Origin of the sequence: Duganella phyllosphaerae (genome assembly GCF_001758785.1) — a bacterium.
In the GTDB taxonomy this organism is placed as follows: Bacteria; Pseudomonadota; Gammaproteobacteria; order Burkholderiales; family Burkholderiaceae_D; genus Rugamonas; species Rugamonas phyllosphaerae.
Window position 1 is genome coordinate 38,055 of the sequence record NZ_LROM01000077.1, and the last position, 12,290, is coordinate 50,344.

Here is a 12,290-nt window from a genome sequence, read left to right on the forward strand (position 1 = left end):
GAAATTTGTGTTCACCATCATTGAGAAAGAGTTCTATGAGATACCTGTTTTCGTCTTGCGCGCTGGGATTGACGCTGGCCCTGTCTGGTTGCGGTGGCGGTGGCGGCGATACTGCTGCGCCGGTGCAACCGGTGGTGCCTCCGGTCGCCGACACCATCGTGCTGCAGAAGATCGATAACGTGGTCGGCACCGGTGCGCCGGCTATTGCTGGCAAAACCGTCTCGGTGCAATACACCGGCTGGCTGTACGATGCCGCCGCGCCATCCAAAAAGGGCGTGCAGTTCGATTCCTCGGTCGGCAAGGCGGCGTTTTCTTTCGTGTTGGACAGCGGCTCTGTGATCAAGGGATTCGACCAAGGCGTGACCGGCATGCAAGTGGGCGGGAAGCGCACGGTGCTGATCCCGGCCAGCATGGGCTATGGCGCCCAAGGGAACAGCGCGATCCCGCCCAACTCCAACCTCGTCTTCGACATCGAACTGGTGGAAGTGCGCTAAGTGCGCTAAAAGCGCTGATGGCGTAAGCACTACGGCATCAGTAGAAATAGGGCGTCTTCTTCGCCCATTCGCTGTTGCCGTAGCGTTTGTGCAGCGTGGTGTATGCCTTTTTAGACAACGCCTTGGCGTCGTCGTCGAGGCAACCGCCGCGCGTGGAGCGCACCACGACGTGCAGCAGCCATGGCAGGTCGGCGTCTTTCGGTTTCGCCGCCACTCTTTGCAGCACGTGGTCGCCCAGGTAGCCGGTGGCGGTTTTCAGGGCGCCCAGTTGTGCCAGTTCGGCCTTGCGACGGGCGGCATCTACCCCCGCCACCTGCGGCATCGTCGGCGCCTGCTCCACCCACACCGATTGCCCCGACCAGCCATTTTCCTGGTATTCCTTCTCGCCGCTGGACGGCATCTTGCACCACATGTCGGCCCTGGTTTCCTCGACCGCGCGTGGCACGTACGGCACCGGCAGCGCCCAGGTATTGCGCATCGGGCTGAAACCATATTTGAGGGCGGTAAGCAGCAGCCAGTGGTGGCGCTCCGCGTTTGGCGTCAGTTCCCGGTAGCGCTTCATTACCGGCGCCAGTTCGGGCGCATTGGCCTCCACCAGTTGCGTCGCTTTCACCGCTGCCTGGTACTGGCCGGTCATGTCGAAGCGCATCAGCGCGATCAGGGCGATACGTCCGCGCTCCTCCGCCGGCAACTGGCGGTCCGCCGCCAATGTCAGCAGGTCGCTGGCCGCCAGTCCGGCATTGAGCCAGCGCTTGCCGTCGGCTGCCAGCCGTCCGCGTGCCACGGTGTAGGGATCTTGCACCGCTGCCGGTTCGCCGGTGTCGCTGTCCACCTTGTAGCCTCGGCTGCGCAGCAGGTAGCGGGCTGCGTCGGTGAGCGACGTGGCCACCGCAAAGCGCTCCTGCAGGAACAGGTTGCGCGCCGAGTCCGAGGCGGTGGACGACAGCAGTGCGCCGGTCAACTCTGCCTCGCCGAGTGCGCGGGCTTTCTCTGCTTGTCCGGCCAGGCGGTAATGACGCGCCAGCGCGTAGCGCACCGTCAGATACTCGGGCGCGGAGGGCGCCACTTGCAGGAGGGCCTGTTCCATCTCCGGCGCCAGTTTGCCGCTGATCATGGCAGAGGCGAACAGCCAGGCGCGCGCCTGGGCGGCATTGCCTGCTTTTGCGTAATGCCGCCACCGTTCGTGCGCATGCGTGCGCGATGGCGCACAAGTCTCTGCCACCTTGGTGGCGTACTCGCTGTTGTCGTCCGGGTAGTAGGGTGCGCACTGCTGCACCGTCATCACCCAGTCGACCAGGGACGATGCCGGGCGTTGAGCCGGCCGTGCCGGCGTCGCCGCTGGCGTCTCGGCCAGGCGGTCGGCCAGCGCCAGCCAGTCGCCCAGGCGGTCGTCGAGGTACGGGTCATTGCGCGGGTCGTCGAGCAGCCTGCTCACCTCGGCGTAGCGCTCGACCGGCGTAAACCTGGCCTGCAGGATGCGGCCGATGGCGCGGCTGTCGCCGTGGCGCGCGGCCAGCGCCGGATTGGCCACGATGCGGCCCACGCGTGCCTCGACGTCGGCCAATGCCTGTTGCTGGCGTGCCTGGCGCGCGGCCTGGTCCGCCGGACTTTCTTTTGCCTGCGCCTCGCGCGCGCGCCAGCGTTCGTCGGGCGTGCCCGGCACGTACAGCGCGGCGCGGCCCTGCGAACGCAGCGCCAGGTAGTCGCCCCAGGCCCGCATTGGATGGCCTTCGGTGGCGCCTATCTTGTCGAACAGCGCCGTGCTGCGCGCGTAGTCTTCGCTGTAGAACGCGGCCGACCCCAGCTGGTATTCCTGCACCTGGCGCCAGAACAGCGGCTCGGCCGCTGCCAGCGGCGCCGGTTGGACCGACTTCCTGGTTTGCTGGTAGGCATTCTTGCGGTCGAGGGGATCGTCGCCGCAGGCCTTGAAGACTTCGCGCTGGGTGGCCACCCACGCCGCCAATCGCGCCGGCGTGGCGTCCGCGCGCGCGGACAGGTCGCCCAGCGTGTGCGTGGCGAATTGATAGCTGGCCACCGGACAGTTCAGGTAGCTGTTGACGAGCGGATCGGCATCGGGCGCCGGTTCCATTTCCCGCTTGAGGGCGCCGCGCACGGCGGCGCGCCAGGCCTTGTAGATGTCGCCCCCTTTCTGCTGATCCTGCCAGCCGCCACTGCGGCGCTCTTCGACCAGGGCCAGGCCGCCGGCCGCATTGGGCGCCGCGCGCAGTCCCGGCGCGCCCAGCATGACGGCGCGCCACGCGGTAAACAGGTTGCTGCGCACATAGGAGGGAAGGACCACGCCCAGGTGGCCGGCCTGGTAGCGGCCCAGCGCGACGTCGGTGCGTGAACGATTGACGAATTCGTCGGTCGGATCGTCGCCGCCGCCACTGGCAACGGCGTGGCCGCCAGTGAGCATCAGGAGTGTGGCGAGGGTGAGCAGCGGGCGTTTCATGGCATGGTTCCTGGAACAGTCGGGGAAATAGGGGCGGTGGCCGAGGCGCTGCGTTTCCACGCGTAGCGGTCGAACCAGTAAGTCTTGCGGTAGCGGGCAATCACCTGCGGTGCGAACGGTTCCTGCGGCGCGAAACCGGCGCTGCCCTGCCGGCAACTGGCGTGCAGCAACTGCGGCGTGTGCTCGACGATGTGGCGCATCTGTGCATTGTCGCGGCCCATGCGGAAGAACATGGGCACCACTTCGTCGGCGGCCAGGCCGTCGAGCCAGGCGGGCGCGCGGCACCACCAGGCCAGCGCGGTCACACTCAGTCTGATTTGGGGCGGCAGTTCGGCGCGCACCCGCGCCACCAGCGCGCGGTAGAACGCGCGCTGTGACGGCTTGGCCTCCATATCGAGTTGCACCCAGCCCGAGGTGCTGGCCTGCGCCGCTTCCACCATGGCGCGCACGATCATGTCGGCGCGGGTGTCGATGGCAACCGGCGCATTGACGGTGCTGACCTCCACGTGCAGCACCGGCGTGACGCGGGTGGTCGAAGGCATGAGCGGCCAGTGCGCGCGCGGACGGGTGCGGGCCGACGGGCCGGTGAGCAGGATGTGGCGTTGCAGCACCGCCGCCTCGGCGGTGGACCATGACGGCAGCACGGCGCTGTCCCACAGCCAGGCCACGGCAGGCGCCGATGCCGGCGCGGGTGCCAGCGCCGTAGCGCTGGTGCCTGGGCAGGCCAGCATCAGAATTGGGATCAGTGCAGCAATTCGGGGGAACAACGACATCGGACGGTTACGCACAAACTCGGTGCGCCATTCTACCGATGTTTATCAAATAAACAAAATGGCTTATTTGTCCTCAGGCGCCGGCCGCAAACAAAAACGCCCGGCGCAAAGGCCGGGCGTTTTATCGTTCTGCGCTGACGCGACAGAATTACTTGCTTGGGTAGACGATGTCGTCGCGGCGGTTCTGGGCGCGCGATTCGTCATCGGAACCGGTGGCTTTTGGCTTTTCCTTGCCGTAGCTGATGGCTTCCATCTGGGTGTCTTTCGCGCCTTGAACTTTCAGGGCGGTGACCAGTGCCTGGGCGCGCTTCTGGCCCAGGGCCAGGTTGTACTCGGCGCTGCCGCGGTCATCGGTGTTACCTTCGACCTTGACCGACACGTTCGGGTTGGAAGCCAGGAATTTACCGTGGTCGGCAACCAGGCCGTCGAACTCTGGCTTGACGGTGTACTTGTCGAAATCGAAGTAGACGCTACGGTTCTTGTAGATCGAGCTGTTCGGATCCAGGTAGGCGGCCAGTGGCGCTTGTACCGGTGCTGCGACTGGCGCTGGTGCCGGGGTCGGTGCTGGAGCAGCTTTGACTGGCTCAGGTGCTGGCGCTGGTGCAGGTGCTGGAGTCGAGCAGGCGCTCAGCAGGGCTACGGTGCAGGCTGCCAGCAGGATGTTGGTATTTGCTTTCATCGATATACTCCCGATTCGAATTATGTTGTGGGGCACACTAAAGGGTGTGAGGCTGTCAAGCCAGCCGCGACCGATATTATATAAGGGTTTCTCTGGTTATAATTGGCGCGCTGCATTATTTTTTGATCCATGGCGCGAAGGGAGCCAAATCGGTCCCCCTTTCGACGTACCACGCGCGGCGCGCCCTGTCGAACTGCGCGCCCAGCGCTTTCACCGCATCCTTCTCCTGGTAACTGGCTGTCAGGTAGTGACGGCCGGGAGCCGCAGCGGCAGCGGCTTGCTGCTCATGGTTGCGCGTAATCGCGGCGTCGGCGGCCGTATTGCACTGCGGCAAGCGCAGGCGGGCCAGGAACGCACTGCGGGCGCCGTTGTCGGATGGCGACAACAAGGTCAGTTTCAATCGTGCGCGGGTGGCTGCCACGTAGAACAGGTTTTCCTCGTCGCGGCGCGGTTGCTGCGGATGCGGAAACTCGTCGGCCTGCAGATACGGCACGATCACGTGGTCGAATTCCTTGCCCTTGGCATCGGCCACGCGCTCGATGAGCACCGCCTTGGGCGCGCGCTTGCGGCGCACGAATGCTTCGCGCGCGTTCATCGCGGCCCAGAAGTCGGCCAATCCCAGCCCGGACGCCGATGCCCAGGCCAGCAAGCCGTCCACCGATTTGTTGACCACGCCGGCGTCGTAAGGCCGCACGAAGATGCGGCGCGCCGCCGCTACCAGTTGCACCCGCTCGCACAATTCGGTAAGGACCAGGGCGGCCGGTGTGGCCGGGTCCAGCGTGGACAGCCAGGCGATGGCGTCGATCACGGCGCGCTTGGTGGTCACGCTGGCGACGTCGCGCCAGCTGGTCTCGACGCCGTCGCGGTATTCGTCCTCGATCAAAAACAGTTCACCCAGCAGGTCGGGCGACTTGGCGATCTGGGTCTTGAAGTGGTCAATGCGGCGCGCGCTGAAGGCCATTTCGGAAAACGCCACCAGCGCATCGACCACCGCGCCGCGCACCTGCTCCGACTTGACGGCGCGAAAATCACGCAGGGCAATCGCCAGCATGCCGCGCAAGAACAGGATTTCGTCGCGCTGCAGATAGCCGGCCATGGCCGGGGTGCGGTAATCGATGTCGGCTTCGATCAGGGCGTTTTCGATGGCCACCGACTGGTGGCGGTCGCGGATCAGGATGGCGCAGCTGTCGAACGGATGACCATCTGCCTTCCAGCGTTGGACCGCTGCCACCACCTGGCGCGCGCAGTGGGCGGCGTCGTCGTAGTGGGGCTGGCTGATCTCGGTGCGCAGCGCCAGGCTCGATTCCACGGGCTTGTCCTTGAACGCGGCCATGGCGTAGGCCAGGTGCGGACCGTGGCGGTAGCTGTACGTGAGCGGCAGGCGCACCAGCTTGGGAAAACGCTGGTCGAACCGCTGGTTCAAAAAGGTGTCGCTGGCGCCCAGCCTGGCGTAAATCACCTGGTCCTTGTCGCCGGCGCCGACGAAATAGCATTGCGGGCGGTCGATCAGTGCTTCGAGGATGCGGAACGCCGCTTCGTTCAGGTCATGCAGTTCGTCGCACAGCACCAGCCGGTAGTCGGGGAACTGTTCGGCCAGGCGCGCGCCGCCGACCAGGTTACAGGCCAGGTCGTAGGTAGCGTCGAACGGGCCGCGCAGCAGGGCACCGGCGCCGCCATCGAGGCGCAGCGCTTCGTATTCGAGCGTGGTCAGATAGTCGGCCACCGGCACGCCCAGCTGCTCGGCAGCTTCCTCGACGTCCATGAATTCGACGTCGGCGTCGAGCGCCATGGTGGCCTTGAGCGTCAGTTGCGTTTCCAGGAACTGGCTGACGGCGATGCTGTGGGTATGCAGTTCCAGGCTGTCGACGCGGCCGGCGTAGCGCTCGCCCACGCGGTCCATGGCGGCCAGCGCCAGTTGCTTCAGCTGGCGCGGCTCGGTGCAGGTGCGCAGGCCGTCGCCGTCGATGGTGTCGAGCTGGCGCGCGCTGAAGTCTTCGAACGTCAGCACGTCAACGCGGTCGGCCAGCGTGGCGGGCACGCCCACGTCCAGCAGGCGCTGGCGCATGACGTCGCGCGCTTCGGGCGTAAAGGTCAGGGCCAGGATCTGTTCGGGCGGCAGCTTGCGCGCCAGCGCTTCGCCGATGCGCAGCGCCAGCGTGGTGGTCTTGGCCGCGCCAGCGTTGGCGTCTACCAGGGTGACCTTGTTTTGCGACAGCTGGATGGCGCGCTGCTCCGGTGTGGGGATCAGGCCGCGCGGCGTGAAGCGGGGTTGGTTTTGCGGTTGTGGCAACTGGGTAGCGTTCATCCGCTACATTATAGCGACCGGCGCGGCCAGGCCCGGGGTGGCGCCGGTGATTGTGCTGAAGACCGGCTCCAGGCGCGCGGTGGCGCCCTCGATGAACTGGGCGCTGAACACGCGGCGGTCCGGCGTGGCGGCGGGATGATTGTTGTCGATGACGGCGCACAGCAATTCGGCGGCGGCCTGCGCCATCCTCGGCATCGGCTGGCGCAGGGTGGTGAGGTTGTAGCTGAGCCAGTTGGATGGCTCGACCGCGTCGAAGCCGGCCACCGACAACTGGCGCGGCACGTCGATGCCCAGCTCGTGGCGCGCGCAATCGAGGCAACCGATGGCCATCACGTCGCTGCCGCAGATGATCGCATCGGGCACCGCGCCCATGGCGCTGATGATGGCGCGCAGGCCGGCCGCGCCGCTCGGGTAGTCGGACTGGCCCGGCACCACCACCGGCGGTGGCAGGCCCAGTTCGGCCAGCCGCTCGCAGGCGCCGCGCCGGCGCTCGTTGGCGACCGTGGAGTCCTCCAGGCCGGCAATGATGCCGAAGCGGCGGTGGCCGGCGGCGGCCAGGCGCGACACCAGCATGCGGCCGGCCTCGCGGTGGTCGCAGGTGACGGTGTGGACGGGGCGCTCGCGCACGGTGCGGTTGAACAGCACCAGCGGCATCTGGCGCCGCTCGAATTCGGCGATGTGCCCGGACGAGAGGTGGGCGGCGGCGATCACGCCGTCGACCTGGTACTGCCACACCTCGGACAATACGCGCTCGACGTCGGTTTCCCTGGGCAGCATGAACAGCAGCACGCGCTTGCCGCGCGCGCCCATTTGCTGGCTTAATTCACCGAGCAGTTCCGGGTAGTGCAGGTTGGCCTGGCTGGCGATCAGCACGGCCACGATATTCGAGCGCCGCGTGATCAGGCTGCGGGCGGCGGCGTTGGGAATATAGTCGAGCAGGCCGGCGGCCTTCATCACCCGGGCCAGCGTGGTCTCGGAGACGCTGGCGCCGGCCTGGAAGCAGCGCGACACCGCCGACTGCGACACGCCGGCCACCAGCGCCACGTCGTACGAGGTCACGCGGCGCGCCTCGCGGGCGATCACGGCTTTGTGGGCGAGGGCGGCAGCTTCCACGCACGGCTTTGGTTTGGTCATCGTCTCGTTGTTGAGGTGCGAGGCGCGCACCTGGCACGCCTGGCGACACCAGCGGTTGTATTGCCATGAGCATAATCAAGAAATTTCCCATAGGCAATATGAATTGCGATTTAAGGCGATTTCCATGTGGAAACTACCTACGTATTCCGACGCATACTGTCGCATCGATGCGATTTTTAGGGCCAGCGGCGGCTGGCTGCGCATTTTCTGGTAGCATATCGCCCCTTTATCAGTTGAAGGGGCGACATGGCCAACGCATGCGGCGTCGATTTCGGAACGTCAAATTCCACGGTGGGCTGGGTACGGCCCGGCCACCCTGTAATGCTGGGCCTGGAAGACGGCAAAACTACCTTGCCGTCGGTCGTGTTCTTCAACGCCGACGAGGAAGAAGTCAAGTTCGGGCGCGCAGCGCTGGCCGACTACCTGGCCGGTTACGAGGGCCGCCTGATGCGCTCGCTCAAGAGCCTGCTCGGCACCAGCCTGATCGACGGCCAGACCGAGGTCGGTGGCCGCGCGCTGCCGTTCCGCATGTTGCTGGCGCAGTTTATCGGCGAGCTCAAGCACCGCGCCGAGCGCGCCGCCGGCCGCCAGTTCCATTCCGCCGTGTTCGGCCGCCCGGTGCACTTCATCGACGACAGCGCCGCCAACGATCAATTGGCCGAAGACACGCTGGCCGAGATTGCCCGCTCGGTCGGCTTTACCGACATCGCCTTCCAGTTCGAGCCGATCGCCGCCGCTTTCGATTACGAGTCGCAGATTGACCGCGAGGAACTGGTGCTGATCGCCGACATCGGCGGCGGTACCTCCGACTTTTCGCTGGTGCGCCTGTCACCGGACCGCGCCAAAAAAGCCGAGCGGCGCGACGACATCCTGGCCAATGGCGGCGTCCACATCGGCGGCACCGATTTCGATAAATACCTGAGCCTGGCGGCGGTGATGCCGCTGCTGGGCTTTGGCAGCAAGCTGCGCAACGGCAGCGAAGTGCCATCGAGCTATTTTTTCAACCTGGCCACCTGGCATACCATCAACCAGGCCTACACCAAGAAGATGTGGACCCAACTGGCCGACCTGCTGCGCGATTCGGCCGAGCAGGAAAAGCTGGGCCGCCTGCAGCGGCTGATCGACGACCGCGCCGGCCACTGGCTGGCGATGAAGTCGGAAGAAGGCAAGATCGCGCTGTCCGGCGCCGAGCAGCACCTGCTGGAACTCGACCGCCTGAGCCCGCCGGTCACGCTGGAACTCGACCGCAGCCGTTTTGACGATTCCATCAGCCACCTGGTCGGTTCGGTGGAAACCACCGTGCTCGACCTGCTGCGCGACGCCGGCGTCACGCCCGACCAGGTCGATACCGTGTTCTTTACCGGTGGTTCGAGCGGTGTGCGCATGTTGCGCGAGCGGATTGCGGCGCTGGTGCCGGCCGCGCGCAAGGTCGAGGGCGACCTGTTCGGCAGCATCGGCGCCGGCCTGGCGCTCGACGCGGTGCGCAAGTTCGGCGGCGCCCATGCTTGATCAACCGATCGTCATGCTCGACTTCGAGACCACCGGCCTCTCGCCGGTGATGGGAGATCGCATTACCGAGGTAGCCGCGCTGCGCATCGTCGGCGGCGAGGTGGTCGAGCGTTACGTCTCGCTGGTCAACTGCAATGTGCGCATTCCGTCGTTCATCACCGGCCTGACCGGCATTACCCAGGCCATGGTGGACAGTGCGCCGCCGGTGCGCCAGGTGCTGCCGGAGCTGCTCGAGTTTATCGGCAGCGACGCGCTGTCGGCCCATAACGCCAGCTTCGACGAGAAATTCCTGCTGGCCGAGGCCGCGCGCCTGGACCTGCAGGCGCGCCACCAGTCGCTGGTGTGCTCGCTAAAACTGTCGCGCCGGGTGTTTCCGCAACTGCCCAGCTACAAGCTGGGGCAACTGTCGGGCCAGCTCGGGATACGCTTCAGGAGCGCAGCCCACCGGGCCGAGTCCGATGCCGAGGTGGCGGCGCAGGTGCTGATCCATATCGGCAAGCATATTGGCGCCACGTACGGCATCGCCGCAGTCGACCCGGCGCTGCTGGTGTCGGTCAACAAGCTGGCGGCGGCCAAGGTGCACCAGTTCCTGCTGAAACACCCGCGCTAGACGCGTCTTAGCGCCAACCGTCCCGGACGCGTTTGACTCCGCGCAAACGCCGGACTCGGGCGGGTTTTACACTTTAGTCAATTAAGTTGCCAAACTGACTAGAGGTGTACCATGAACAACCAGCGCTCGGCCAGGGATGGCTACGACAGTTACCTGTGGTATCGGTCCGCCGCCGAGCGTGGCAATCCCTACGCCCAGTTCAATCTCGGCCTGCTCTACAAGCATGGCCGCGGCGTGGCGCGCGACGACCGCCAGGCCGCGCACTGGATCCACAAGGCTGCCCAGCAAGGGCTGGCCTTCGCCCAGAACCATCTCGGGGTGCTGTACTACAACGGCCGTGGCGTGCCGCCCAGCGACCGCGCGGCGGTCAGGTGGTTTCGCAGCGCGGCCGGCCAGGGCGAGGCCGCGGCCCAGCAAAACCTGGCGCTGATGTACAAGCAGGGACGCGGCGTGCCGCGCAACGACGAAACTGCGCTGTCGTGGTGCTTCCTGGCGTCCGAACAGGGCGTGGCCAGCGCCCAGGCCTTCCTCGGTCTGGCCTATGCGCGCGGCGTCGGCGTGCGCCGCAACGACGCGCTGGCGCTGGCCTGGTTGCGCAAGGCGGCGCTGCAAAACCATGCCGGCGCCCAGCGCAATCTCGGCTTGATGTACAAGCGGGGCCAGGGCGTGGCGCGCTGCGACCACTTGGCGCTGGCCTGGCTGCGCCAGGCAGCCGCCCACAACGATGCGGTGGCGCAGCGCCTGGTGGGGGTGGCCTATGCCGAAGGCCAGGGCGTGGCGGCCGACCCGCAGCGCGCCTTTGCCTGGCTGCTGCGCGCCGCCGAACAGGAAGATGCCGACGCCCAGTTCAACCTCGGCATCCTGCTGGCCAATGGCCGCGTTGGCAAGGGGGGCGACCCCGCTGGCGGCGTCATGCGCGACGACGAACTGGCGTTTTCCTGGTACTGCCGCGCTGCGCAGTCGGGCCACGTGCTGGCCCAGTACAACCTGGCCGGGATGTACGCGCGCGGCCGTGGCGCGCCGCGCGACGATGTGCGCGCACTGGGCTGGTACCGGCGGGCGGCGGAGCAGGGCGCGGCCAGCGCCCAGTTCAACGTGGCGGTGATGTACGCCAACGGCCAGGGCACGGCGCGCGACGCCGCGCAGGCCGTGCTCTGGTACCGCCGCGCCGCCGTCCAGGGCGACGCCAGCGCCCAGAACAACCTGGGCGTGATGTACGCCAACGGCTGCGGCGTTCCCGCCGACGACCGCCGCGCTGCCCAATGGTACGCCCGCGCTGCCCGCCAGGGCCACGCGCTGGCGCAGATCAACCTGGGCGCCATGTATGGCGGGGGCCGAGGCGTGCAGCGCGATCCGGCGCGCGCTTTCATGTGAATGTGCCTGGCCGCCGAAAAAGGCGAAGCGGCGGCAATTGCCAATTGCGCCGTCCTGGCTCCGGCCATGAGCGCGCCGGCCATGGCGCGGGCCCAGGAACTGCTGCTGCGCTGGCGGTTGCGCGTTCAGAATGGCCGCGCGCTGCTATCGACCTGAAAGCATCTGTGACAGCGCGAACCAATTTGCGACACAATTGACGTCCGCCGTCGCAAATTCGCGCCCATCACAGTAACTATTGCCATGATGCATCGTCCAGGCGCTACAATGGGTGATCGACGAGTTCAATTCCGCCACCTCACACCCCGGGTAAGCCATGCGACGTTTTATGAGCCGCGCTGTGATCGCCAGCGCCCTGACAGGTTGTTGCATTGTCGCCGGCGCCACCGGCATAGCGGTGCAGGTGCAGGACGCTGCCGGCAAGCCCTTGCCCGACACCGTGGTGTACCTCGAGCCGGAAGGCGGCTTTAGTGGCGGCAAGGCACCCACGGGCGCCGAAATCGAGCAAAAAGGCCTGAAGTTCCTGCCCCTGGTCACCGTGATCCAGACCGGCGCCAGGATCAATTTCCCCAACAACGACAAGGTGCGCCACCACATCTATTCGTTCTCGCCCGCGCACAAATTCGACCAGAAGCTGTATTCGGGCCAGGCCGCCACGCCACAGGTATTCGACAAGGCCGGCACCGTGGTCCTGGGCTGCAATATCCACGACAAGATGCTGGCGTATATCAAAATCGTCGAGACGCCGTACTTCGGCAAGACCGATGGCGCCGGCGCGGTGCGCATCGAACTGCCGGCCGGCGGCAAGTACACGGTGCGCGCCTGGCACTACAACACCGTGGGTGGCGCCACGCCCGAGCAGGCGCTGCTGGTGAAGGCCGGCGACACGGTCGCCACCGCCATCTTCAAGCTGCCCATGAAGCCGCCGGCGCCTGCCGACGGCGCGGCGTCGCTGTAGAGATT

Annotated in this window: 11 protein-coding genes; 6 read left to right on the forward strand and 5 right to left on the reverse strand. The window is 66.4% G+C overall.

Translation table 11 applies throughout. From position 1 onward, the window contains the following. Positions 1-35 precede the first annotated feature (35 nt). Positions 36-494 (forward strand): FKBP-type peptidyl-prolyl cis-trans isomerase, encoded by a 459-nt coding sequence (locus DUPY_RS10105; protein WP_070247708.1) that lies wholly within the window; start codon positions 36-38, stop codon positions 492-494. Between the two features lie 37 nt (positions 495-531). Here the strand turns inward: DUPY_RS10105 and DUPY_RS10110 are convergent, their stop codons facing one another. From DUPY_RS10110 to DUPY_RS10130, 5 genes are all read right to left on the reverse strand, one after another. Beyond that, positions 532-2,946 carry a hypothetical protein gene (locus DUPY_RS10110; protein WP_070247709.1) on the reverse strand — a complete coding sequence of 805 codons (2,415 nt, stop codon included), beginning with the start codon at positions 2,944-2,946 and terminating at the stop codon, positions 532-534. Further along, positions 2,943-3,677, reverse strand: coding sequence for a hypothetical protein (locus DUPY_RS10115; RefSeq protein WP_070247710.1), 735 nt, complete (start codon positions 3,675-3,677; stop codon positions 2,943-2,945). The genes DUPY_RS10110 and DUPY_RS10115 overlap by 4 nt, the downstream gene beginning before the upstream one ends. Positions 3,678-3,867: 190 nt before the next feature. Continuing rightward, positions 3,868-4,398, reverse strand: coding sequence for a peptidoglycan-associated lipoprotein Pal (gene pal / locus DUPY_RS10120; RefSeq protein ID WP_070247711.1), 531 nt, complete (start codon positions 4,396-4,398; stop codon positions 3,868-3,870). A gap of 115 nt (positions 4,399-4,513) precedes the next feature. Further along, positions 4,514-6,703: an ATP-dependent helicase gene (locus tag DUPY_RS10125; RefSeq protein WP_070247712.1), complete on the reverse strand. Its 2,190-nt coding sequence runs from the start codon at positions 6,701-6,703 to the stop codon at positions 4,514-4,516. Positions 6,704-6,706: 3 nt separating this feature from the next. After that, on the reverse strand, positions 6,707-7,837 hold the full coding sequence (locus tag DUPY_RS10130; RefSeq protein WP_070247782.1) for a LacI family DNA-binding transcriptional regulator: 1,131 nt from the start codon (positions 7,835-7,837) through the stop codon (positions 6,707-6,709). A 246-nt stretch (positions 7,838-8,083) separates the two neighbouring features. On the opposite strand from DUPY_RS10130, the gene DUPY_RS10135 reads away from it, so the two are divergent. The 5 genes from DUPY_RS10135 (at position 8,084) to DUPY_RS10150 (ending at position 12,285) form a co-directional block, all read left to right on the forward strand. Continuing rightward, entirely contained in the window at positions 8,084-9,346 is a 1,263-nt protein-coding gene (locus DUPY_RS10135) for an Hsp70 family protein (RefSeq protein ID WP_070247713.1), read from the forward strand. After that, complete coding sequence (locus DUPY_RS10140; protein WP_070247714.1) at positions 9,339-9,956, forward strand: 3'-5' exonuclease; 618 nt, start codon at positions 9,339-9,341, stop codon at positions 9,954-9,956. The genes DUPY_RS10135 and DUPY_RS10140 overlap by 8 nt, the downstream gene beginning before the upstream one ends. Before the next feature lie 111 nt (positions 9,957-10,067). Beyond that, positions 10,068-11,330 carry a tetratricopeptide repeat protein gene (locus tag DUPY_RS10145; protein ID WP_229255316.1) on the forward strand — a complete coding sequence of 421 codons (1,263 nt, stop codon included), beginning with the start codon at positions 10,068-10,070 and terminating at the stop codon, positions 11,328-11,330. Further along, entirely contained in the window at positions 11,331-11,486 is a 156-nt protein-coding gene (locus tag DUPY_RS28865) for a hypothetical protein (RefSeq protein ID WP_229255317.1), read from the forward strand. It begins immediately after the preceding gene. Between the two features lie 169 nt (positions 11,487-11,655). Then, positions 11,656-12,285, forward strand: coding sequence for a methylamine utilization protein (locus DUPY_RS10150; protein WP_229255318.1), 630 nt, complete (start codon positions 11,656-11,658; stop codon positions 12,283-12,285). The last annotated feature ends 5 nt before the right edge of the window (positions 12,286-12,290 follow it).